Consider the following 21,689-nt stretch of genomic DNA (forward strand, 5'->3'; position numbering starts at 1 on the left):
ATGGCGGCGGCTCAGAACGTTGCGAAGGCAGCAACAGGGCAGGCCAGCAGGCCGACGCCTGCCAGGATCAAGGCCAGCCTTGGCCGATACGGCAACAACAGCACCAGCAACAGGGCGCTGAGCATCAACACCGCGCACCACTCCACCAGACCCTGGCCCCAATCGGCGACAGCCACGGCGGGCCAGATCGAGACGGTCAGCAGCAGCCAACCGATGACGCGCAAAGCAATACGCCGCCGAGGTGATGGCCTGCTGTGCAGCAGTTCGCCGTGGTGACGGTCGGTGGACAGGCACAAGGCGGTAAACCCGGCGTAACACATCAGCAGCGCGAGGAGCATTCAGTTCGCCTCCTGCTTGAGCTGCAGCGGCCGCGCCCGTTCGGTCTTGGGCTGCGGGGCCTTGCGGTGCTGCATCTTCCAGGCTGCCCAGGCGAGGAACACACCGCTGGCCAGGCAGGTCAGGTCGAAGCCCGCCATGGCCCAGTCGCCCGTCGCCAGTGAAGCGCCCAAGTGCTGCGACGTGGTCAGGGCATTAAGCAACGGGATTGCGGCAAACAGCAGTGCTGCGAAGCTCAATTGCTCAACCCAACCCTGGCGGCCCCGGCGCAGGATCGCGTGCAACAGGCTCAGGCCCCAGGCGATAAAGAAGGCCTGCACTTCCCAATCGGAGCGCTCGGCAAAGCCCACCGGCAATAAACGGTTGGCCCAGAAGAAGGCTGCAATGGCGATCAACAGCCCGGACATGCTGGCGATGTTCAGCACTTCCACCAGCCGCAGTTCAAACGGCATCACGCCGCTTTTTGCATGTTTGAGTTGCCGCTTGCCGAGCCAGATCACCAGTCCCGTGCCGATCATCGCCGTGCCCGCCAGGCCGCAGATAAAGTACAACCAGCGCAGCACCGGACCGGCGAAATGGCCCATGTGCAGGCCATAGAAGCTGCCGCCGATCGCCGCCGGCAGCGATTGTTCAGCACTGACCCGCAACAACTCACCCGTGTTGCCGTTGAACGACACGGTACTGCCGAAGTCATGCACCACGCGGTCGGAGCTGGCACGGAACAGGTTCACCGAAGCGTTTACATCACTCGGGTTGTTCACCGCCAGCCGCCCGACATGCCCACCCGCCCACTGCGCCCTCGCCTGCTCGTACATCGGCAGCAATGACAGCAATTGGCCTGGCTGGCCCAGCGCCGGCGCGTTGTTGGTGGCGGGGAACACGTCATTGAAGAAGGCCCGGGTGTCGTTGCCATAGGAGGCCACGATCGGCGCCGGCATCACCATGCTCATGAAAATCACCAGGCTGCTGTAGGTGATCATCAGGTGAAACGGCAGCACCAGCACACCCACCGCGTTATGCCCGTCGAGCCAGGAACGCTGGCCTTTGCGGGGGCGGAAGGTGAAGAAGTCCTTGAAGATTTTCTTGTGGGTGATGATGCCCGTGATCAATGCCACGAACATCACCATCGCTGCAATGGTCGACAGCCAGCGGCCCCACGGGTAAGGCATTTGCAGCTGGAAGTGGAAGCGGTAGAAGAAATCCCCGCCCATGCTTTCCCGGGCCTCTACGGCCTGCCCGCTCACGGGGTCGAGGGTTTTCTGAATGAAATTGCCGCGTTTGCCGGGGTCGACTTTGTCTTGCCACATCACTGACAGGCCAGGGTCGCGGCTATCCGGCAAGGTGATGAACCAGCGTGCGGCCGTGGGTGCGACCTTCTGCAGGTAGTCCTGGGCGACACTCAGGCTGCGCGCATCATCCAGGGGATGGGCCTGCACTTCGGGCTGCATCCAGTGACTGATCTCATCCTTGAAATAGGCCAGGGTGCCCGTCAGGAAAATCGCAAACAGCAGCCAGCCAAAGATCAGCCCGGCCCAGGTATGCAACCAGGCCATGGCCTGACGAAAGCCCTCTTTCATGTGCGTGCCATCCACAAGCCCAGGCCTGCCAAGGTGGCGAACGCCGCGCTCGGCAGCATCACGCCGCACCACGCGCGCCATGCCGTACGGCAGGCGAAGCACCACAGCACCGCCAACAGGTAGAACACGAACGAACTCATCATCCCGGTGATCACCGCATCGGCGCGGGAGACAGGCATCCACAGTGCCAGGCAGATACTGGCCAGGGACGCCATCAGGTAACCGCCAACCACAGCGGCGAGCACCCGCGATGTGACAGCGAGACGATAGGAAGCAGGCAGTGAGGTTTTGCTTTTCATGCGGGAGGCGCCAGGTTCATCAGCGCGCAATATTAATGATAAATATTCTCATAAGCAAAACAGAACGGATGAAACACCTGCCTTCACGCATTGCCGAACGGTTGGCGGCGCCCTACAATGCGAACAATTCTTGTTCTCTAAAGCATGCCCATGCTTGTGGAGTGTTTGCGTTGCAGCCGTCCAACACTGTCGAAGTGCTCTACAACGACCATCACCACTGGCTCACCGGCTGGTTGCGACGCAAGCTCGGCTGCCCGGAAAGTGCTGCAGACCTGGCACAGGATACCTTCATCCGGGTCCTGACCGCACGGGAGGCGCCGACGCTGGTCGAGCCCCGCGCGTTCCTCACCACGGTCGCCAAGCGTGTGTTGTTCAACTTCTACCGCCGCCAGGACCTGGAACGCGCCTACCTCGACGCCTTGGCGCAGATGCCTGAGCAGGTAGCGCCATCAGAAGAAGAGCGCGCGATCATCCTGCAAACCCTGCTGGAGCTGGACCAGTTGCTCGATGGCTTGCCCACCCAGGTCAAACGCACGTTCCTGCTGGCCCAGCTCGACGGCCTGACGTATGCGCAGATCGGCGCCGAACTGGGCATCTCCATCGCCACCGTCAAACGCCACCTGAATAAAGCCGCCATGCGCTGCTATTTCGCCCTATGAATGTCTCGACCCAGGTTGCCGAACAGGCCGTGCACTGGCTGATGGAAATGCAGCAAGGCGCGCTCAACCCACGCCAGCAGGCGGCCTGGCAACAATGGCTGAATGCCCATAGCGAACATCAGCGCGCCTGGAACCATATCCAGCGCGTCAACCAGCGCCTGCGCGGCATGCCCTCGCCCCTGGTCCATGCGGCGTTGAACGCACCTAAGTCCAGCAGCCGGCGCCAGGCGCTGAAGTTGTTGCTGATCCTCGGCGCCGGTTCGGCCGCCGCCTGGAGCCTGCGCCAGCAGCATATCCTGCCGCCGTTGAGCGCCGACTATCGCAGCCCCGTCGGCCAACGGCGTAAGGTGCAATTGGCCGACGGCAGCCAGTTGCAACTCAATACCGGCAGCGCCGTGGATGTGCACTTCGACGGCCGGCAACGGCTGATCCGCCTGCTCGAAGGCGAGATCCTGCTCACCGGCAATGCCGGCAGCACGCCGCTGCAGGTGTTGACCGGCCAGGGCCTGCTCAGCAGCCAGGCGGCGCGCCTGAATGTGCGCCAGTTCAACGACCACACCCAACTGGCGGTCTTGGACGGCCGCGTCGAGGTGATGCCCAACACCTACAGCGGCCTGCCCCTGACGGTCGAAGCGGCGCGCCAGGTCAATTTCACCCGTAAAGGCTGGGACACTCCGCGCCCTACCGACGCCAACAGCGGCGCCTGGGCCGACGGCATGCTGATGGCCGCGCATATGCGCCTGGAGGACTTTCTCGCCGAACTGGGTCGCTACCGCCGTGGCCAGCTCATTTGCGATGCGCAAGTCGCCAACCTGCTGCTGTCCGGCAGCTACCCGCTGGACGACAGCGAACGCATCCTCGACCTGCTGGAGGTCAGCCTGCCGGTCAAGGTGCGGCGTTTTACCCGCTATTGGGTGAGCGTCCAGGCACGTGCATAAATTATTTTCAGCCACCGTGAGCCGTTTTCCGCACCTCGCGTGACAGAGAAGGAAAGCCACCTTGATCCTTCCTTCTCAGGACCGCCCTCCATGCCCCAGCAACCCACCCTTCTCGCCCGCACCTTGCGCCAACTGCTGCTGGGCGCCAGCCTCAGCCTGACCGTACTGCCTTGCGTGATGGCGGCCGATACCAAGCCGTATCACATCGCCCCAAGCTCGCTGGAAGCAGCCCTGAACCAGTTTGGCCGTGAAGCCGGCGTGTTGATTTCCTTCGGTTCCGAAGTCACGGCGGGCATGCAAAGCCGTGGTTTGTCCGGCAGCTACAGCGCCGCCGAAGGCCTGCAGAAGCTGCTGGAAGGTACCGGCCTGCAAGCCCGCGCCGAAGGCGACAACGCCTACAGCCTGCAACCGGCAACGGCGCCGGCGGCTGTCGAGTTGGCGACCTCCAGCGTGGTCGGCGACTGGCTCGGCGATGCGGCACAAACCAATGTCTTCGAACACCCCGGCGCCCGTGACGTGATCCGCCGCGAAGAGTTCGAACGCCAGGGCGCCACCCAGGCCAAGGACGTGCTCAACCGCATACCCGGCGTCAACGCTCCGGACAATAACGGCACCGGCAGCCACGATATGGCGCTGAACTTCGGCATTCGCGGTCTCAACCCGCGCCTGGCCTCGCGCTCAACGGTGCTGATGGACGGCATCCCTGTGCCCTTCGCGCCGTACGGCCAGCCGCAGCTGTCCTTCGCGCCGATCAGCATGGGCAACATGGACGCCGTGGACGTGGTGCGTGGCGGCGGCGCGGTGCGCTACGGCCCGCAGAACGTCGGCGGCGTGGTCAACTTCGTGACCCGCGCGATCCCGGATGCACCCACCGTCAAAGGTGGCTTGCAGACCGAGACCAGCCCGTCTTCCAGCCATGACGGCTTCAAGACCACCGGCAACCTGCTGGCCGGCGGCACTGCCGAGAATGGCCTGGGCGGCGCGATTTTGTATTCCGGCACCCGTGGCGGCGACTGGCGCGAAAACAGCAACACGCGCATCGACGACCTGATCCTCAAAGGCAAATACCAGCTCGACGACGCCAACAGCTTCAACGCCATGGCGCAGTACTATGAAGGCCAGGCCGATATGCCTGGGGGCTTGAACGTCGCGGACTACAAGGCCGATCCATATCAGTCCACCCGTCCCTACGACAAATTCTGGGGCCGCCGTACGATGTTCAACATCGGCTATCGCTACGAGCAGGACCGCCGCGAATTCACCGTCAACAGCTTCTTCACCAAGACCCTGCGCAGCGGCTACCTGGACCAGGGCACCTTCCTGTCGCTGTCCCCGCGTGAGTATTGGGTGCGCGGCGTGGAAACCCGTTTCGCCCAAGGCTTTGACCTCGGCCCGACCAGCCATGAAGTGGGCGTCGGCTACCGCTACATCAACGAAGCCGGCCACGAGTTGCGCTACCGCACGCCGATTTCCGCCAACAACCAGCAAATCCCCAGCACCGACAGCCGCAACGACCGCGACACCCGCGGCGGCACCGAAGCCAATGCGTTCTTCGTCGATGACCGGATTGATATCGGCAAGTGGACCATCACCCCGGGCATCCGCTACGAGATGATCGAGTCCCAGCAGAGCAACAACCTGACCAACGTCAAATACAAAGGCGACTACAACACCGCGCTGCCGGCGTTGAACGTGCTCTATCACCTGACTGACGACTGGAACCTGTACGCCAACACCGAAGGTTCATTCGGCAGCGTGCAGTACAGCCAGATGCCCAACCGTGTGACCAGCGGTGAAGTGAAACCGGAAAAAGCCCGCACCTGGGAACTGGGTACCCGCTATGACGACGGCACCTTGCGCGCAGAGATCGGCGCGTTCCTGATCAACTTCGACAACCAGTATGAAAGCAACCAGACCAACGATTCGGTTATCGCCCGCGGCGAAACGCGCCACCAGGGTATTGAAACCAGCGTCAACTACGCCCTCGATGGCTTGAGCCCGGCGTTGGCCGGTTTCGATGTGTACGCTACCTACGCCTACGTCGACGCCACCATCCGCGAAGACGGCCCGAACAAAGGCAACCGCGTGCCCTTCTCGTCCAAGCACAAGGGCACCCTTGGCGTGGGTTACACCGAAGGGCGCTGGAAACTCAATGTGGACAGCAGCTATCAGAGCAGCCAGTTCGCCGACAACGCCAACACTCAGGCAGAAAGTGCTGACGGCGCCAACGGTCGAATCCCCGGCTACATGCTGTTCAGCAGCCGCGCAGCCTATGACTTCGGCCCGCAACTTTCGGATTTGAATGTGGCGGTCGGCGTGAAGAACATCTTCAACACGCAGTACTTCACCCGCTCGTTCGACGACAACAACAAGGGCAAATACGTGGGTGAGCCGCGTACGCTGTACGTGCAGACCTCTATCGCGTTCTAACTGCCCGCCAGGCAACTGGGGGTGGCGGCGACCAGAGCGTCGATTGCACAACGCGTCTTGGCCGGCATATGCACGGCTGTCGGCCAGATCACATGGATCGGCGCAGGTTGCTCGCGATAGCCGGGCAACACTGCGACCAACTGCCCCCGCAGCACATAGTGCGCAATCAACCAACTCGGCAACCAGGCCAGGCCGACGCCCGCGATGGCGGCATCGGCCACCGCCTGGAGGTCGTCCATCATCAACGGCGAGGCCACGGGATTGCGCTGCGAGGTCGTGCTGCGATAGGCAATGCCGCGATGGCCGGCAAGGTCTTCGATGCATTCAATCGGCCCGACGCGCTGCAAGTACGCCGGTGACGCCGCCAGCCCAACGGCCTGTTCGCCCAGGCGACGTGCACTGAGGCGGTCGGTGTCGGGCAGCGGGCCGATCCGCACAGCGACGTCGAAGCCTTCCTGTGCCAGGTCCACCAGCCGATCGGCGAAGCTGATCTCGATCTCCAGTTCCGGATAGCGCGCCATCAACCCCCACAATGCCGGGGCCGCGTAGTGATGCCCGAAGGCCAGTGGCAAACTCGCCCGCAAGCGGCCGCGTGGGTGTTGCCGGCCGCTTTCCAGCACCGATTCGGCCGCCTCGAGTTCCGCCAACGCGCGCAGGCAATGCTCGTAGTACGCCTGGCCGTCCTCGGTCAGACGCTGGCGGCGGGTGGAGCGCTGCAACAGGCATGTGCCCAGGCGCGCTTCCAATCGCGCCAGGCCCTTACCGACCGCAGAGCGGGTGAGGTTCAGCCGTTCGGCGGCCCCGGTCAGGTTGCCGCTTTCGACGATGTGCAGAAACAGCTCAACGCCATCAAAACGCGGTGTCGTCATGGCTCTATTGTCGCTCTGAATTCCCCTATTAGCGGAAAACTTATCACGAATAACGAAACAGATTCCCCTGAAAATAACACGACACTTCATCCACAGGAGAATCCCATGCCACCCGCCGCCACGTTAACTACCGCCAGCCCCCCGCGTACCGCCAGGAATGGGCTGGCCCTCACGGCCGTGTGCCTTGTCGCCCTGATGTTCGGCCTGGAGATTTCCAGCGTGCCGGTGATCCTGCCGACGCTCGAGCGGGAGTTGGGCACGGGCTTCCAGGACGCCCAGTGGATCATGAACGCCTACACCCTGGCCTGCACCAGCGTGCTGATGGCAGCGGGCACATTGGCCGACCGCTTTGGCCGTCGCCGCATGCTGGTGCTGTGCCTGTGGGTGTTTGGCCTGGCTTCACTGGCCTGCGGGCTGGCCGAGGATGCCTCGCTGCTGATCACGGCGCGGTTTATCCAGGGCATCGGTGCCGGGGCGATGATGATTTGCCAATTCGCCATCCTCTCGCACCTGTTCCGCGAACCGGCAGCACGGGCACGGGCGTTTGCGATATGGGGCGTGATTGCCGGCGTGGGCCTGGGCTTCGGGCCGATGATCGGCGCATTGATCCTGGCGGTGGCGGATTGGCGTTGGGTGTTCCTCGTACATGTGCCGCTCACCCTGTTCACCCTGGTGCTGCTGCGCATCAGCGTGCAGGAATCCCGCGACCCGGCCGCCCATCGCCTGGACATCGCCGGCATGCTCACCCTGACCCTGTCGGTGTTTGCCCTGGTGTACTTCATCACCCAAGGCAGCGAACACGGTTTCGGCACACCGGCCATGCTCGGTTGGGCGGCGTTGTCGGTGCTCGGCCTGCTGCTGTTCATCACGGTCGAGCTTCGCAGTGCGCACCCGATGTTCGACTTCTCGGTGTTCCGCATCCAGCGGTTCAACGGCGCGTTGATGGGTTCGATCGGCATGAACTTCAGCTTCTGGCCGTTCATGATCTACCTGCCGTTGTACTTTCAGGCAGGCCTGGGTTACGACACCTTGACCACCGGCGCCGCTCTGCTCGCCTATACCCTGCCGACCTTGCTGGTACCGCCACTGGCCGAGCGCCTGGCCCTGCGCTATGGCGCCGAACGCATCATCCCCCTCGGCCTGGGCCTGATGGGCGCGGGCTTTCTGGCCATGGCCGCCGTCAACGGCGCCGAGCACCCACGTATCGGGCTGGTGCTGCTCAGTTGCGTGATCGCCGGCGCAGGCCTGGCGCTGACCAACTCGCCCACCACCAATACCACCACCGGCTCGGTATCGGCCGACCGCGCGGGCATGGCCTCCGGCATCGACCTCAGTGCGCGGCTGATCACCCTGGCGCTCAACATTGCCCTGATGGGCCTGGTGCTGTTGCTGGGGATCAGCCATCAGCTGGCCGAGATGCTGCCCGCCACCACGGCAATGGAGTGGCCGGCCATCAGCCAGAACATTGCCGCAGGAAAGTTGGAGTCGATGGGGCTGGCAGCCAACGATGCCCAGGCGGCACTGCGCCACGGCGCCGGTTGGGCGATGCTGTTTGCCGGGTTGGGGGCTGGGGGGCTGGCGCTGTTGAGCCGGTATTTTTTCCGACGCGGCGCCTGAACGAAAACGGGCCTGCAGATGCAGGCCCGTTTGCAGGGGGTGAAAAGAACGTCAGCCGTTGATGACCGCGTTTTCGTTTTCCAGGAATTCCTGTTCCAGCGCGTCTTCGTTCACTTTGTTGATGGGCTGGTTTTTCGCGGCAGCGCGGGGCTTGCCTTGCAGTCGACCAAACAGATGTTCCAATGCGTGATCCAGCTTGGTGGCCGCGCTGTCAATCGCTTGTTCCAGGGTATCGCCCTTGGCGGACACCGACAGCGGTTGATGGCCTTTTGGCCGCGCTTCCAGTCGGCAACTTAAATCGTGGGGACCGGGCTTATCGCCGTTCTCATCCCGCAGGTAGACCTCCACTCGGGTCAGGTCTTCTTCATAACGTTCGAGCGTGCTCTCAATGGTAGTACGTACCCACTCCTCCAGTCGGATGCTGCTTTCAATATGGTTATCGCTATTGACTTGGATTTGCATAGTTCTTCCCTTATTTCAGCTAGCTCGCGAGAGGTCACAAACTGCAACACCGGGGTGGTGAAACCATGACCTCTTGATTACACAATTGAGCAGCTAGAGAAACATTTCAACCCCTTTGCAAAGATAAATCCCACATTACAAATTAACCCTGACGACGAGCAGAAACGCTGTTAGGGTGGGGAGTTAGTTACATCTTCTTACGCCCCGCAATCCTCACAATTGCCCCTCCCCCAGCGGGTGCAAGGCGCGAAAAATCCCTGCTTCCTCCACCAGCCAGTCATGCACCGCGCGTACGCCCGGATGGCTCAGGGCGCCCGGCGCATATAGCAACACATAACGTTTATAGTTGGGCACCGCGAGGCCGAACGGCACAATCAAGGTACCGCGTTCCAGCTCATCGTTGAGCAAGGTGCGTCGCGCAATCGCCACGCCCATGCCGGCGATGGCGGCTTCGATGGTCAGGTGGTTGCGGTTGAAGGTGTGGCCACGGCGTACATCGGCGACGTGATAGCCGATGGCATTCAGGTAGAACTCCCACTCCGCATACTCGTAACTCCCACGCCAAGCGGTAATGTCATGCAGCAGCGGGAAATGCACGAGATCGGCCGGCCCGTGCAAGGGCGGTCGGCCCCGCAACAGGCTGGGGGCGCAGACCGGGAAAATCTGCTCATCCAGCAGGGCTGTGGATAACAGGCCGGGGTAGCTGCCGTCGTTGAGGTCAATGGCCAGGTCAAAGTCGCCCTCGTGCAGGGCGATGCTGCTGTCCTCGGCAACCATACGCAGTTGGATATCCGGGAAGCGCTGCTGCAAGCGCGGTAAGCGTGGGGTCAGCCATTTGCCGAGAAATGATGGAATCGAGCGCAGGCGAAGCGTGCCGCTGATCATCCCCGCATCCAGCCGCTGCAACTCGGCGTCGATGCTGCCGTAGGCCTCCCCCACCGTTGCCGCCAGGCGCTGGCCCTCGGCACTCAGCTCCACCCCCCGTGCCCGTCGATGAAACAGCCGAAACCCCAGGCGCTCCTCCAACTGGCGGATTTGCTGGCTCACCGCCCCCGGCGTGATGTGCAGTTCTTCGGCGCAGCGGGTGAACGACAGATGCCGGGCAGCGCAGGAAAACACGTGCAACCAGACATAAGTCTGGCCATGGAGAGGGCGAGCCATAGAGTTTAGTCCTGCTAAAGGGTGTCTTAGGATAATTCGTTGGTCAGTGCCGATCTAGAGGCTCAGTATCGCGCCAATTGCGCTCGTCCTACAAAACATGGCAGCGATTCCTACTCCATTTCTTGTAAGGCTTTAGCATGGCTATCAGTGTTTTCGATCTATTCAAGGTGGGCATCGGCCCTTCCAGCTCCCATACCGTCGGCCCCATGCGCGCGGCGGCGACCTTCGCCCGGGCCCTGAGCGACCAGCACCTGCTGAGTGAAACGCGCCGGGTCGAAGTGCGCCTGTATGGCTCGCTGTCCGCCACTGGTGTCGGCCACGCCACCGACCGCGCCTGCGTCATGGGCCTGATGGGCGAATGGCCGGATCAGGTCGATCCCACTTCGATCAACACGCGAATCCAACAGCTGCGCGAGTCCGGACGGTTGTTGCTGGCCGGTCAACAGGAAATTGCTTTCAACTGGCAAAGAGACCTCCTGCTGCTGGACGAAAGTCTGCCCTACCACCCCAACGCCATGTCCCTGCACGCCTACGGCGACAACGGCCTGCTCAGCGAGCAGACCTATTATTCGGTGGGTGGCGGTTTCATCATCGAAGCCGCTGAAGCGGCTTCGGGCCTCGCGCCGGCCAACGATGTGCAATTGCCCTACGACTTCTCCAGCGCCGTCGAGCTGCTGGCCCTGTGCAACAAACACGGCCTGCGGGTTTCCGAATTGATGATGGCCAACGAACGCGCCTGGCGCAGCGATGAACAGATCCGCAGCGGCCTGCTGCATATCTGGTCGGTGATGCGCGAATGCGTGGAACAAGGCCTGCGCCACGAAGGCATCCTGCCCGGTGGCCTGCACGTGCCACGGCGTGCAGCGAAATTGCACCGCAGCCTGTTGGAAATCGGCAAACCCAATGTGATCACCTCGACCTTGTCGGCCATGGAATGGGTCAACCTGTTCGCCCTCGCCGTCAACGAAGAAAATGCCGCGGGCGGGCGCATGGTCACGGCGCCGACCAATGGCGCAGCGGGGATCATCCCGGCGGTGCTGCATTACTACATGAAGTTCAATGCCGACGCATCTGACGACGATGTGGTCAATTTCTTCCTGGCCGCCGCAGCCGTCGGCATTCTGTGTAAGAAAAACGCCTCGATCTCCGGTGCCGAAGTCGGTTGCCAGGGCGAAGTCGGTTCAGCCTGCGCCATGGCCGCCGCCGGCTTGGCCGACATCCTCGGCGCCACCCCCGAGCAACTGGAAAACGCCGCCGAAATAGGCCTGGAACACAACCTCGGCCTGACCTGCGACCCGGTCGGCGGTCTGGTGCAGGTGCCGTGCATCGAGCGCAATGCCATCGCCGCGGTCAAGGCCATCAACGCCACGCAAATGGCCCTGCGCGGTGACGGCAAGCATTTCATTTCCCTCGACCGGGTGATCCGCACCATGCGCGATACCGGCGCCGACATGCACGACAAGTACAAAGAAACTTCACGGGGCGGCCTGGCGGTCAGCTGGGTGGAGTGCTGATTGCGCTGTCAGCGATCGTTTTTTCCGTGTTGCCCTGAAACGGATCACCGATTTCAATAACAACATAGAACCCATGTGGGAGGGGGCTTGCTCCCGATAGCGGTGCATCAGCCAAGTATTCATTGACTGATGCACCGCTATCGGGAGCAAGCCCACACACACATAAGGAGCTCATTGTTTGACAGATCGCTGTACGGCACGCCCTTTGCTGTACAGCTCATGAGGTAAACGGAATTTGTACAACCTCAGCGACGGAGTGGCCGGTGGTCAGGCAACGCGAACTAATCACGACACCGGTCGTCAATGACTGCATGTTCTTATCAGGCGGTAACGCACCATGGACAATCCTTTTCAGATCATCACCGACACCTTCACCCCAAAATACCGCGTCAACCTGAGCATCCAACGGCTCGACGGCAGCATCATGCTCACCCTCTCGGACGAGACGGGCGTAGTGGCCAAACGCATGATCAGTGCCGAACAACGCAACGACCCGCAACGGCTCAAACGCCTGGTGCAAAGCATTCAATTCGGCATCGCCATCGAGCAGGGCCACAGCGCCATGGAGATCCTGGCGGTGATGACGGACGGCGACAGCCACAAACTGCTGCAGCGGCCACCGACCCGCCCCCTGCCCTTCAGCGTCGGGCTTTAAAGCTCGCCCTTCTCGGTCTCCAGGTTCGCCTCGCCCTTGCGACGCGGGCCTTCGACCTTCACCGACGGGAACGCCGACGACGCGTAGCGCACCACCAGAATCGCAAACGCCAACAGCAGAATCCCGCCGCACAGGTAGATGATGCCGAGGTCGGGCGGGTTGTGGTGGGACACATTGGAGATCAACAGCCGCGTGAGCGCGGTGATCGCCACGTAGATCAGGAAACGCACCGGCATGTGGTTGGTCTTGAAGTAAATCCCGACCATCGCGCCCAATTCCAGGTAGATGAACAGCAGCAGGATGTCATCGATCTTGATGTGCCCGTTCTCCAGCATCCCCAGGAATTCCATCACCGCTGCCCAGGCGGTCACCGCACCGATGGCGAACAACGCCAGGTAATGGAACGACTCGACAAACAGGTTACCCAGGGACTCGGCCAGCCCATGAACTTGATGGCGCAGCTTTTCGGCCCAATTAAATTTCACGATGGTGCTTCCTTAGGTCGGTTCGACCGGATAATGCGGGTTGGACGTGACGGTTGTTCTGCATGCAGAAAAAAGGCCAGAGGCGGGTATAAGATGATGGCGGGGTGACATGAGGCACGTGGGAGGATGAGCAGAGTAGATACTTTGCCCATCCGAGAAGCGGATTTTTCAAGGATATCGCTGGCGGGCGTGTAAAACCGAGATGACCCGAATGTTGTCTGTCACCTTATAAACGACCAGATAATTCGGGTGTACCACCATCTCTCGCGTGCCGATGACACGCTCAGGGCGGTAAAGATGGGGCCTACGAGAAAGAGCCAGCACGGAGGCTTCTATTGCTTGGTTTAGCTCAAGCGCAGCAACTGGATTGCGGTCGCTGATGTAATCAGTAATTTGCCGGAGTTGCACCCGCGCTGCGGGACCCCACTCAATCAGCATCGCCTTTCTTGCGTTTGGATTCAATTAACGCGCGCATCTCTGCCATCACTTCATCATGAGAAATGCCAGGGCTTGGATCATCAAGAGCGGCCTGTACCTTGGCGCGAAACCAGCGGTCATAGCTGTCGGCCTGCTCTTCGGTATCTGCGGGGATACCTGAGGAAAAGGAAGTGTCCATAAAAGCCTCCGTTGTCGATGAAGAAGGAGTCTAGTCGCTGGAGTTTTTACTGTCGTGCTCCGAGCGCTGAAGTGAGTAACAGGAAAAATCGAAGCCATTTGTGACTATTTTTTGACCGTTCCCATAAACGTAGGAACGGTCAGAGGGCTTGGCATCAAACTGGTGCGACTTTCTCTAGCGCTTGGTCGACTAACAGACCGCCAATCTCAACCAATTGGTGAATGGCCAATACCAGACTTCGCTGCGGACCTTCAAGGTCGAATGCCAGCATATTAGCCATTTCACGGGCGCTGTTCAGGGTTTCGCTGGCGTTAGCCAGTAAGGTTTCTGTGTCAGCTTCAGGCGTGACGCTGAATAGCGTCGAATCGGTGGACGGGGGGTTGGGAGTGATTTTTTTCATAGATTAGTTCCTTAGTTAAGAAACCATCACCGCCTGCCGCCAAGCAGGTTGGGTGACGGATTGCACAAGGTTGGCGGACCGGTAAGGAACAACCCGGCACCCCGAAGGGTCCATGCGCAACCCGCCATGACACAAGAATGCAAATGCAAAAAACGCCTGCAGTCTTATAGGGGTGTTGTTGCGCTTCCTTGTTGGGCCGCCAAGCCCGCTAGCTGCATTTGCAGCGCCCGGTGAAAGTAAGCCACCGGACAATTCCAGCGCAACCCCGGCAAGTTGTCAGAAATTTCCGGTGTAGCAAACCCCTATTTCCCGGCTACATTAAAAAACTGCTACCCAAACCCCACGGTTTGGCTTACCCTTTTAGCTGTATATAAATACAGTAGTCGCAAAAGACAACTATCGTGAAGGCATGTGAGGTGGTGAATGGCCGTCGAAGTGGTATACCGCAGCAGCCGAGATCTGGAGCGTTTGTTCATGGATAAAGCCGAAGCTGACCGTCATGACAAGATGCTTGAACTCGCTGAGTTGCTCGCAGAAGTGTTGCAAAAAGCCGTGCCGTCCCTGAGCGAACAGCAGGTGGAGGAAGCCGGGATCTACATGGCGAAGAATCGCGATGTGTTTGCCAAGGCGTTCAAGAGCCAACCGGATGCGTTGTCCGAGTTGCTGAACGCACCGGCGGAATAAAGCCCGAATTGAACAGGCCCTGAATCATGGATTCAGGGCCTTTTTAATGCGTGGTCTATTTGTAGAGCAATCGCTCGGCCAGTTCGTCCGCGACCCGTGCGGGTGAGCGTTTTTCGGCCTGGGCGTGGGCGAATATTTCCGTCAGGCGCGTGCCGATATTGGACAGGTGCGCGGTGATGGTCGGCAGCTCGGCGCCGCTGTGCTTGAGGGCGACGTAGATCAGGCCGCCGGAGTTGATCACGTAGTCCGGGGCGTAGAGGATGCCGCGGCCTTCGAGTTGGTCGGCCACTTGCAGGTTGGTCAGTTGTGCACTGGCGGAACCGGCGACGGCGGCGCAGCGGAGCTGGCCGACGCTCTGGCGGTTGAACACGGCGCCCAGGCCGCAGGGGGCGAGGATGTCGCACGGGGTGCTGAGCAAGGCGTCGTTGGCGATGGGATGCGCGCCGAGCTGTTCCATGGCCAGCTGCACCTTGCCGTGGTCGATGTCGCTGACCAGCAGTTCGGCGCCAGCGGCGTGCAGTTGTTCAGCAAGGGCGTAACCCACGTTGCCCAGCCCTTGGATTGCCACGCGCAAGCCTTCGAGGTTGTCACTGCCCAGTCGGGCCATGGCGGTGGTGCGGATCCCGGCGAACACGCCCATGGCGGCATGGGGCGACGGGTCGCCGGCAGCGGTGGTGCTGGTAACGAAACGGGTGTGTTGGGCGATGCAGTCCATATCGGCGACCGAGGTGCCGCTGTCGGTGGCGGTGATGTAGCGACCGTCGAGTTGCTCGATGCAACGACCGAAGGCTTCAAACAGCGCCGCACGGTTTTCCACATGGGCGGGGCGCAGGATCACCGCCGTACCGCCACCCACCGGCAACCCGGCCAGGGCGGCCTTGTAGCTCATGCCTTGGGCCAGGCGCGCGGCGTCCGCCACGGCGCTTTCATCGTCGGGGTAGGCAAGGTAGCGACAACCACCCAAGGCTGGGCCCAGGCGGCTGTTGTGGATGGCTATGACCGCCTTCAACCCCGTCACCGGGTCGATGCTCAGGTGCAGCGATTCAAGGCGGGTGCTGTGCATGAGAGCAAACATCGTCGAGCTCCCGAATCACTTCTTGTGTCGCCAAGTATAGGCTTGCGGCAGAAAACTGCCGAAGTGCGCTGGAATAAGCCGTCCGGTTTTGTAGGTCTTGTGACATAAGCGGATAGGATATTTCTTAAGCCACTGGACGAAAATTCCCAGCAAGGCTAAAACGGGGGCATTCGCCGGAGAATGCAATGAATCCCCGTCACGCTTTTTTCGCCTGCCTGGAACGTTCGCCCCCCGCGCTGTTTGAAGCCGCGCTGTGGATCGCCGCCGAGCATGACCCGGCGGTGCAGCCGGCGTTGATCATGCAGGACCTGAAACTGCTCGAGCAACAGGTCAGCCTGGGCATGCCCCTGCTGCCGGCGGATGAACTGGGCCAACCCTTGCTGCGACGCATGAATGACCTCGGCTTCGCCCAGGATGACTTCACCCCGCTGCGCCCCGCCGCCGCCCTGCTGGACAAGGTGTTGCAACGCAAACGCGGGCAGCCCCTGGCCATGGGGTTGATTGCCATGGAGCTGGCGCGACGCCTGGGCATTCCCATGGTCGGCGTCAACTTTCCCGGCCACTTCCTGCTGCGGGTGCCCGGTGCCGATCACCTGCTGGACCCCTGCGGCGGACGACGCCTGTACCCCAACGATTGCCGCGAGCTGCTGCAACGCCAGTATGGCCCCAACCTCAAGTTGCAGGTCGACCACTTGCACACCGCCGAACCCCGTTCGATCCTGCAACGGCTGTCCCGCAACCTGCGCCAGTTGCACCTGGCCAATGACAACCCCCTGGCCGCGCTGATCGACGCCGAGCGCGTGCTGGAACTGGGCAATGCCAGCGCTGCCGATTACCTCGCACGGGCCAGCCTGTATCAACGCCTGGACTGCCCCAACGCCGAGCGCTTCGACCTTGAACACGCGCTGATGCTCAGCGAAGACCCGATCCAACGCTTGCGCCTGACTGAACGCCTGGGGCACCTGCCGCCCAACTCCGTGGTGCATTGAACCCACTGCTCTCAAGCGCCTATTTCCCTGTGGCAAGCGGGCTTATGTGGTGAGCGGGCTTGCCCCGCGCTGGAGTGCGAAGCGCTCCCACGATTTTTAGGGCCGCTACGCAGCCCAGCGCGGGGCAAGCCCGCTCACCACAGTGATCCTGCTCGATGTAGATGCAACATCTTCAGTGATTGGCCGGTACCTTGAGGATATCGCCGTGCAAAGAGCTCTTCGGCGCGTCAGGCGCGGGCGAGCGCACTTGAATGATCAACAACGCCGCGATCACCGCCGGAATCGCGCAGAAGAAGAAAATCTGCTGCACCGGAATATGCATCGCCAGCAGCATGCTGCCCAGCAACGGGCCCAGGATCGAGCCGAAGCGCCCTACACCCAATGCCCAACCCGTACCGGTGGCGCGTACATGCGCCGGATAAAAATTGCTGGCGAAAGCATTAAGGGTCAGTTGCCCGCCGATGATGCAAAACCCGGCGGCAAACACACAGGCCACCAGATAGCGCGGATTGTCGTGGTTCAGCCCCAGCAGCACGGTACACACCGCCGCTGCCGCCAGCACGCCGGACAACAGCCGCACCTTGCGCTTCAATCGGTCGGCAAACCAGGCCATGCCGATGGCACCCAAGGTGCCGGCGAACAGGAACATCGAGGTCACCAGGTTGGCTTCACTCAACGCCAGGCCACTTTCCAGCAGCAGCGACGGCAACCAGCTGATCATGAAATACAGCAGGATCAGGCTGACAAAGAAGGTCGCCCAGATCAGCACGGTCGGGCGTGCATAGCCATGGCGAAACAGCTCCACCACCGTCAACGGGCTGCCCTGCTCGTGGCGGTTTTCTTCCTCGCCCTCCAGCGGCGCACGCCACCCAGGCAACACGCGCGCGGTGACCTTATGCAAGCGTGCATACGGCGGCGCATCGCGCAGCAGGCGCGGCAGGGATTCCGGCAGCAGCCACACCAGGAAAGGGAACAGCAGCAACGGCGTCACGCCGCCGGCAAGAAACACCGCCTGCCAGCCAAAGCCGTCGATAAATCCTGCGGCCACAAACCCACCGGCTGCGCCGCCGAACGAGAAGCCGCACGCCGCCAACGTCACCATCAAGGTGCGCAAACGTGGCGGGGAATAGTCCGACATCAACGCCATGGCACTGGGCATCGCGCCGCCCATGCCGATACCGCAAATAAAGCGCGCCGCCATCAGCGTTGTCAGCGAGCTGGCGAAGATCATCAACACCGTGAGGCTGGCATAGATCAGCACGCAGCCCAGCAGGATGCGGCGTACGCCAAAGCGGTCGGCCAGGGGTGTCACCAGCAACGAGCCCAAGGTCAGCCCCAGTAGGTTGGCACTGAACACCGGTCCGAACGCGGCCTTTTCCAGCCCCCAATCCGACGCCAGCGCCGGCACCACATAACCCAGCACCTGGGCATCGTAGCCATCGGTTACCAGCAACAAGGCCAGCAACAGGAGAATCAACCACTGGTAGCGCGACACCGGACGGGCATCGAGTGCCGCGCGAAAGCTGGCAATCTGATTGTGCATCGCAAGGTACCTGTTTTTATTATTGTGCTCACGCTCTGCGTGGGCACGATCACTCAGGAGTGTCGGGTTGATTGGCCGGATGGGCCTGGATAAATGCCGGATGCTGCGCCGCCAACGCCGCCACCCTGCCGATGCGCGGATACGCCCCCAACGGCACCTTGAAGCGCTCCGCCGCATACAGTTGGGGAATCAGGAAGGCATCAGCCATCCCCGGCTGCTCGCCGAAGCAATAGCCCTTATCGCCAATCAACTGTTCCACCGCACCCAGCCCCTGGCTGATCCAATGCCCGATCCACTCCAGCACCTGCGCCTCGTCATGTCCCCACTGACGCAACAGGTTCTGGGTGCTGGAGTTGTGCAGCGGGTGAATATCGCAGCCGATGATCGACGCCACTGCGCGTTCATGGGCACGGGTGGCCATGTCCTTGGAAAGCAGCGGCGCCTGTGGATAACGTTCGTCCAGGTATTCAATGATCGCCGCGGACTGAATCAGCAGCTCGCCGTCATCGGTGCGCAAGGCCGGAACGCGACCTTGGGGGTTGATGGCCAGGTATTCGGGCTGGCGATTGGCGCCACCCGCCGGCACCAGCAGGTTGATGGGCACCGCAGTGAAAACCAGGCCCTTGAGCGCAAGGGCGATGCGCACCCGGTAGGACGCCGTAGAGCGGTAGTAGGTATAGAGTTCCATCGCCCTGCCCTCCTAGCGCGCCGAGACCACAGTGCCACGGCATTCGCCGAAGCCGATGGAGGCGAAGCCTTCACGGTTGCAGCGGGCGCGCAGGATGACTTCATCGCCATCCTCCAGGAACCGGCGCACTTCGCCGGAAGGCAGCTCGATGACCTTCTTGCCGCCTTCGGTCATCTCCAGCAGGCTGCCGAACTGCCCGGCCTCAGGACCCGACAACGTCCCCGAACCAAACAGGTCGCCGGCCTGCAATTGGCAGCCGTTGACGCTGTGGTGCGCCACCAATTGCGCGACGGTCCAGTACATATGCAGGCTGTTGCTCAGGGCCAGGCGATGGGCCGGCAGGTTCTGTTCGCGCATGGCGGCGGTGGTCAACAGCACCTCAAGTTCGATATCCAAGGCGCCAGCGGCCTGGTCACGCTTATCCAGCAGGTACGGCAGTGGCTGCGGATCGCCTTCGGGCCGCGCCGGCTGTGCTTTGCGGAACGGTTCCAGGGCTTCGGCCGTGACCACCCACGGTGAAATGCTGGTGATGAAGCTCTTGGACAGGAACGGGCCCAGCGGCTGATATTCCCAGGCCTGGATGTCCCGCGCCGACCAGTCATTGAGCAGGCAGAAACCGGCGATATGCTCGGCTGCATCGCCGATGGCAATCGAGTCGCCGATGGCGTTGCCCTGGCCGATCCAGATGCCCAGCTCGAGTTCGTAGTCCAGGCGCGCGCAGGGGCCGAAGCTTGGTTCGGTCTGGCCGGCCGGCAAGGTCTGGCCTTTGGGGCGACGGACGTCAGCACCCGAGGGGCGAATGGTCGAGGCGCGGCCGTGATAACCGATCGGCACGTACTTGTAGTTCGGCAACAGCGGGTTATCCGGGCGGAACAGTTTGCCGACGTTTTGCGCATGCTCGATGCCGACGTAGAAGTCGGTGTAGTCGTTGATCTTCGCCGGCAGGTGCATCTGGCAATCGGCGGCGCGGTGCAGCACCTGCGCTTCACGGGCCTGCAGCTTGCTGCCCTCGGCGAGCAGCTCCAGGAGGCGCTCGCGCAAGGCCACGCGCGGGCCACGGCCCAGCTCGAAAAAGGCGTTCAACTGGCCGCCCGCAGTCGCATCAACGGCGCGGCGGGCTTCGCCTTCAAACTCATCCACGGCGGCGTGCAGGTCGAGGATCGCGTCGCCAATCGCCACGCCACTGCGCGGCACCGAGCCGTTGATGCTGAACACACCCAGCGGCAGGTTTTGCAGGGGGAAATCACGGTGACCATTGGCGGAGGCTACCCAACTGCGGGTAGGGGTTGGCTGCGTCATGGGTTATCTCCGGTTCGGGTTGAAGGTGACGGGCAACGAGGCCCAGCACGCGTCATAGGAAGGTTGCAGTTGCGGGCACTCCAGGGCGAACTGAGTGGGACGCAGCACTTGGCTGGTCTCGAACATGAAGGCCATGGTGTTATCGATCTTGTGCGGTGCCAGGTCCACGTTGATGGCCTTGGTGCAGGTCTCGCCGTCCGGGCCGTGGGCGCTCATGCAGCTGTGCAGCGACGCGCCACCGGGCAGGAAGCCTTCGGCCTTGGCGTCGTAGGCGCCCTGGATCAGGCCCATGTACTCGTTCATCAGGTTGCGGTGGAACCACGGCGGACGGAAGGTGTTCTCGGCCACCATCCAGCGCGGCGGGAAGATCACGAAGTCGAGGTTGGCCAGGCCGTGCACGCTGGTGGGCGATGTCAATACGGTGAAGATCGACGGATCGGGATGATCGAAACTCACGGTGCCAAGGGTGTTGAAGCGGCCCAGGTCGTATTTGTACGGCACGTTATTGCCGTGCCAGGCCACCACGTTCAGTGGTGAATGGTCCAGCTCGCACGCCCACAGTTCACCGAGGAATTTCTGCACCAGCGTGGTCGGTTGCCTGAGGTCTTCGTAGTGGGCCACCGGGGTGAGGAAGTCACGCGGATTGGCCAGGCCGTTGCTGCCGATAGGCCCCAGGTCCGGCAGGCGCAGCGGCGCGCCATGGTTTTCGGCGACGTAACCGCGCGCCTGTGCATCCAGCAGTTCGACACGAAATTTGAGGCCACGGGGCAACACGACAATGTCCAGCGGCTCGACGTCCAGCACCCCCAGTTCGGTGGCGATGCGCAGGCGGCCCTGCTCGGGCACGATCAACAGTTCGCCGTCGGCATTGAAGAACACGCGGTCCATCGAGCGGTTGGCGCGGTAGGTGTAGATGCTGATGCCTGAGGGTTTTTCCGCCCCTGAGTTGGCCACCATGCCGACCAGGCCGTCGATAAAGTCCGTCGGCTCACTCGGAATATCCAACGGGTTCCAACGCAGGCGATTGGGCGTCACCGTCCCCAACGGGCCGCCGGCCAGCTGCCGCTCCAGCTTGACGAACGCCGGGTGATTGGCCGATGGCTGGATGCGGTACAGCCAGGTGCGGCGGGCTTCGCTGCGCACCATGGTGAAGGCGGTGCCGGAAAACAGTTCGGTATACAGCCCGTAGGGTGCTTTTTGCGGAGAGTTCTGGCCGACCGGCAAGGCGCCGGGCAGGGCTTCGCTGGCGAATTCATTGCCGAAGCCCGACAGGTATTCGAGGTTCATGGATCATCCTCAAGGCGGAAGTTGTTTTTATCGTAATCCAGTTACGCATAACGTAATTTGATCACTATCGACCGTCAAGCTATAAAGACGCCCATTCATCTCTCGG

General features: G+C 61.8%; 23 protein-coding genes. 8 read left to right on the top strand and 15 right to left on the bottom strand.

Annotated features, from left to right (window positions below; all coding sequences use genetic code 11):
- Positions 1-11 precede the first annotated feature (11 nt).
- Genes BFQ01_RS03120 through BFQ01_RS03130 form a run of 3 tightly spaced genes read right to left on the bottom strand, consistent with a single transcriptional unit; the run spans position 12 to position 2,212 of the window.
- A complete protein-coding gene (locus BFQ01_RS03120; RefSeq protein WP_065924188.1) occupies positions 12-338 on the bottom strand; it encodes a DUF3325 domain-containing protein in 327 nt (108 codons plus the stop codon).
- Entirely contained in the window at positions 339-1,913 is a 1,575-nt protein-coding gene (locus tag BFQ01_RS03125; RefSeq protein WP_065924189.1) for a PepSY-associated TM helix domain-containing protein, read from the bottom strand. It lies immediately after the preceding gene.
- Positions 1,910-2,212, bottom strand: coding sequence for a DUF3649 domain-containing protein (locus BFQ01_RS03130; RefSeq protein ID WP_065924190.1), 303 nt, complete (start codon positions 2,210-2,212; stop codon positions 1,910-1,912). Before BFQ01_RS03130 ends, BFQ01_RS03125 begins: the two co-directional genes overlap by 4 nt.
- A gap of 170 nt (positions 2,213-2,382) precedes the next feature.
- Between BFQ01_RS03130 and BFQ01_RS03135 the strand changes: the two genes are divergently transcribed.
- From BFQ01_RS03135 to fecA, 3 genes are all read left to right on the top strand, one after another.
- Complete coding sequence (locus BFQ01_RS03135; RefSeq protein ID WP_065924325.1) at positions 2,383-2,871, top strand: sigma-70 family RNA polymerase sigma factor; 489 nt, start codon at positions 2,383-2,385, stop codon at positions 2,869-2,871.
- Positions 2,868-3,809, top strand: coding sequence for a FecR domain-containing protein (locus tag BFQ01_RS03140; protein ID WP_065924191.1), 942 nt, complete (start codon positions 2,868-2,870; stop codon positions 3,807-3,809). Before BFQ01_RS03135 ends, BFQ01_RS03140 begins: the two co-directional genes overlap by 4 nt.
- Before the next feature lie 90 nt (positions 3,810-3,899).
- Positions 3,900-6,239, top strand: a complete 2,340-nt coding sequence (gene fecA / locus BFQ01_RS03145; protein WP_065924192.1) for a TonB-dependent Fe(3+) dicitrate receptor FecA — start codon at positions 3,900-3,902, stop codon at positions 6,237-6,239.
- On the opposite strand, the gene BFQ01_RS03150 is transcribed toward fecA, so the two are convergent.
- The gene (locus tag BFQ01_RS03150; RefSeq protein WP_065924193.1) at positions 6,236-7,108 is read right to left on the bottom strand and encodes a LysR family transcriptional regulator; all 873 of its coding nucleotides are present in this window, start codon (positions 7,106-7,108) and stop codon (positions 6,236-6,238) included. The two genes, fecA and BFQ01_RS03150, sit on opposite strands and share 4 nt — an antisense overlap.
- Before the next feature lie 105 nt (positions 7,109-7,213).
- On the opposite strand from BFQ01_RS03150, the gene BFQ01_RS03155 reads away from it, so the two are divergent.
- On the top strand, positions 7,214-8,725 hold the full coding sequence (locus tag BFQ01_RS03155; protein WP_065924194.1) for an MFS transporter: 1,512 nt from the start codon (positions 7,214-7,216) through the stop codon (positions 8,723-8,725).
- 51 nt (positions 8,726-8,776) lie between these two features.
- Here the strand turns inward: BFQ01_RS03155 and BFQ01_RS03160 are convergent, their stop codons facing one another.
- A complete protein-coding gene (locus tag BFQ01_RS03160) occupies positions 8,777-9,187 on the bottom strand; it encodes an HPF/RaiA family ribosome-associated protein (protein WP_027604683.1) in 411 nt (136 codons plus the stop codon).
- A gap of 213 nt (positions 9,188-9,400) precedes the next feature.
- Positions 9,401-10,348, bottom strand: a complete 948-nt coding sequence (locus BFQ01_RS03165) for a LysR substrate-binding domain-containing protein (RefSeq protein WP_065924195.1) — start codon at positions 10,346-10,348, stop codon at positions 9,401-9,403.
- Between the two features lie 137 nt (positions 10,349-10,485).
- Here BFQ01_RS03165 and BFQ01_RS03170 point away from each other — a divergent pair, with 137 nt between their 5' ends.
- Entirely contained in the window at positions 10,486-11,862 is a 1,377-nt protein-coding gene (locus BFQ01_RS03170) for an L-serine ammonia-lyase (RefSeq protein ID WP_065924196.1), read from the top strand.
- Between the two features lie 337 nt (positions 11,863-12,199).
- Positions 12,200-12,517: a DUF3509 domain-containing protein gene (locus tag BFQ01_RS03175; protein ID WP_065924197.1), complete on the top strand. Its 318-nt coding sequence runs from the start codon at positions 12,200-12,202 to the stop codon at positions 12,515-12,517.
- On the opposite strand, the gene BFQ01_RS03180 is transcribed toward BFQ01_RS03175, so the two are convergent.
- From BFQ01_RS03180 to BFQ01_RS03190, 4 genes are all read right to left on the bottom strand, one after another.
- On the bottom strand, positions 12,514-13,002 hold the full coding sequence (locus tag BFQ01_RS03180) for a phosphate-starvation-inducible protein PsiE (protein ID WP_065924198.1): 489 nt from the start codon (positions 13,000-13,002) through the stop codon (positions 12,514-12,516). The two genes, BFQ01_RS03175 and BFQ01_RS03180, sit on opposite strands and share 4 nt — an antisense overlap.
- Before the next feature lie 168 nt (positions 13,003-13,170).
- Positions 13,171-13,440 (bottom strand): type II toxin-antitoxin system RelE/ParE family toxin, encoded by a 270-nt coding sequence (locus BFQ01_RS31110; protein WP_083244841.1) that lies wholly within the window; start codon positions 13,438-13,440, stop codon positions 13,171-13,173.
- On the bottom strand, positions 13,430-13,618 hold the full coding sequence (locus tag BFQ01_RS03185; RefSeq protein WP_065924199.1) for a type II toxin-antitoxin system RelB family antitoxin: 189 nt from the start codon (positions 13,616-13,618) through the stop codon (positions 13,430-13,432). Before BFQ01_RS03185 ends, BFQ01_RS31110 begins: the two co-directional genes overlap by 11 nt.
- Positions 13,619-13,772: 154 nt before the next feature.
- Positions 13,773-14,018 (bottom strand): DUF6124 family protein, encoded by a 246-nt coding sequence (locus BFQ01_RS03190; protein WP_065924200.1) that lies wholly within the window; start codon positions 14,016-14,018, stop codon positions 13,773-13,775.
- Between the two features lie 423 nt (positions 14,019-14,441).
- Between BFQ01_RS03190 and BFQ01_RS03195 the strand changes: the two genes are divergently transcribed.
- Complete coding sequence (locus BFQ01_RS03195; protein WP_012722374.1) at positions 14,442-14,702, top strand: YebG family protein; 261 nt, start codon at positions 14,442-14,444, stop codon at positions 14,700-14,702.
- Positions 14,703-14,757: 55 nt separating this feature from the next.
- Here BFQ01_RS03195 and BFQ01_RS03200 read toward each other — a convergent pair whose 3' ends face one another.
- Entirely contained in the window at positions 14,758-15,777 is a 1,020-nt protein-coding gene (locus BFQ01_RS03200; RefSeq protein ID WP_065924201.1) for a Leu/Phe/Val dehydrogenase, read from the bottom strand.
- A 185-nt stretch (positions 15,778-15,962) separates the two neighbouring features.
- Between BFQ01_RS03200 and BFQ01_RS03205 the strand changes: the two genes are divergently transcribed.
- On the top strand, positions 15,963-16,766 hold the full coding sequence (locus BFQ01_RS03205; RefSeq protein ID WP_065924202.1) for a SirB1 family protein: 804 nt from the start codon (positions 15,963-15,965) through the stop codon (positions 16,764-16,766).
- A gap of 172 nt (positions 16,767-16,938) precedes the next feature.
- Here the strand turns inward: BFQ01_RS03205 and BFQ01_RS03210 are convergent, their stop codons facing one another.
- From BFQ01_RS03210 to hmgA, 4 genes are read right to left on the bottom strand one after another with little or no spacing between them, the layout of a single operon-like run.
- Positions 16,939-18,309, bottom strand: a complete 1,371-nt coding sequence (locus BFQ01_RS03210) for an MFS transporter (RefSeq protein WP_065924203.1) — start codon at positions 18,307-18,309, stop codon at positions 16,939-16,941.
- A gap of 49 nt (positions 18,310-18,358) precedes the next feature.
- On the bottom strand, positions 18,359-18,997 hold the full coding sequence (maiA, locus tag BFQ01_RS03215; protein ID WP_065924204.1) for a maleylacetoacetate isomerase: 639 nt from the start codon (positions 18,995-18,997) through the stop codon (positions 18,359-18,361).
- Positions 18,998-19,009: 12 nt separating this feature from the next.
- Complete coding sequence (fahA, locus tag BFQ01_RS03220) at positions 19,010-20,296, bottom strand: fumarylacetoacetase (RefSeq protein WP_065924205.1); 1,287 nt, start codon at positions 20,294-20,296, stop codon at positions 19,010-19,012.
- Between the two features lie 3 nt (positions 20,297-20,299).
- On the bottom strand, positions 20,300-21,583 hold the full coding sequence (gene hmgA / locus BFQ01_RS03225; protein ID WP_065924206.1) for a homogentisate 1,2-dioxygenase: 1,284 nt from the start codon (positions 21,581-21,583) through the stop codon (positions 20,300-20,302).
- Positions 21,584-21,689: the final 106 nt, after the last annotated feature.

This window comes from Pseudomonas sp. 8 R 14, from assembly GCF_900005955.1.
Lineage (GTDB): Bacteria > Pseudomonadota > Gammaproteobacteria > Pseudomonadales > Pseudomonadaceae > Aquipseudomonas > Aquipseudomonas marginalis.

Excerpts from the sequence above, each read along its gene's own strand:
- BFQ01_RS03120 (WP_065924188.1), bottom strand. The coding sequence starts at position 338 with ATGCTCCTCGCGCTGCTGATGTGTTACGCCGGGTTTACCGCCTTGTGC.
- BFQ01_RS03125 (WP_065924189.1), bottom strand. The coding sequence starts at position 1,913 with ATGAAAGAGGGCTTTCGTCAGGCCATGGCCTGGTTGCATACCTGGGCC.
- BFQ01_RS03130 (WP_065924190.1), bottom strand. The coding sequence starts at position 2,212 with ATGAAAAGCAAAACCTCACTGCCTGCTTCCTATCGTCTCGCTGTCACA.
- BFQ01_RS03140 (WP_065924191.1), top strand. The coding sequence starts at position 2,868 with ATGAATGTCTCGACCCAGGTTGCCGAACAGGCCGTGCACTGGCTGATG.
- fecA (WP_065924192.1), top strand. The coding sequence starts at position 3,900 with ATGCCCCAGCAACCCACCCTTCTCGCCCGCACCTTGCGCCAACTGCTG.
- BFQ01_RS03150 (WP_065924193.1), bottom strand. The coding sequence starts at position 7,108 with ATGACGACACCGCGTTTTGATGGCGTTGAGCTGTTTCTGCACATCGTC.
- BFQ01_RS03155 (WP_065924194.1), top strand. The coding sequence starts at position 7,214 with ATGCCACCCGCCGCCACGTTAACTACCGCCAGCCCCCCGCGTACCGCC.
- BFQ01_RS03160 (WP_027604683.1), bottom strand. The coding sequence starts at position 9,187 with ATGCAAATCCAAGTCAATAGCGATAACCATATTGAAAGCAGCATCCGA.
- BFQ01_RS03165 (WP_065924195.1), bottom strand. The coding sequence starts at position 10,348 with ATGGCTCGCCCTCTCCATGGCCAGACTTATGTCTGGTTGCACGTGTTT.
- BFQ01_RS03170 (WP_065924196.1), top strand. The coding sequence starts at position 10,486 with ATGGCTATCAGTGTTTTCGATCTATTCAAGGTGGGCATCGGCCCTTCC.
- BFQ01_RS03175 (WP_065924197.1), top strand. The coding sequence starts at position 12,200 with ATGGACAATCCTTTTCAGATCATCACCGACACCTTCACCCCAAAATAC.
- BFQ01_RS31110 (WP_083244841.1), bottom strand. The coding sequence starts at position 13,440 with ATGCTGATTGAGTGGGGTCCCGCAGCGCGGGTGCAACTCCGGCAAATT.
- BFQ01_RS03185 (WP_065924199.1), bottom strand. The coding sequence starts at position 13,618 with ATGGACACTTCCTTTTCCTCAGGTATCCCCGCAGATACCGAAGAGCAG.
- BFQ01_RS03190 (WP_065924200.1), bottom strand. The coding sequence starts at position 14,018 with ATGAAAAAAATCACTCCCAACCCCCCGTCCACCGATTCGACGCTATTC.
- BFQ01_RS03195 (WP_012722374.1), top strand. The coding sequence starts at position 14,442 with ATGGCCGTCGAAGTGGTATACCGCAGCAGCCGAGATCTGGAGCGTTTG.
- BFQ01_RS03200 (WP_065924201.1), bottom strand. The coding sequence starts at position 15,777 with ATGTTTGCTCTCATGCACAGCACCCGCCTTGAATCGCTGCACCTGAGC.
- BFQ01_RS03205 (WP_065924202.1), top strand. The coding sequence starts at position 15,963 with ATGAATCCCCGTCACGCTTTTTTCGCCTGCCTGGAACGTTCGCCCCCC.
- BFQ01_RS03210 (WP_065924203.1), bottom strand. The coding sequence starts at position 18,309 with ATGCACAATCAGATTGCCAGCTTTCGCGCGGCACTCGATGCCCGTCCG.
- maiA (WP_065924204.1), bottom strand. The coding sequence starts at position 18,997 with ATGGAACTCTATACCTACTACCGCTCTACGGCGTCCTACCGGGTGCGC.
- fahA (WP_065924205.1), bottom strand. The coding sequence starts at position 20,296 with ATGACGCAGCCAACCCCTACCCGCAGTTGGGTAGCCTCCGCCAATGGT.
- hmgA (WP_065924206.1), bottom strand. The coding sequence starts at position 21,583 with ATGAACCTCGAATACCTGTCGGGCTTCGGCAATGAATTCGCCAGCGAA.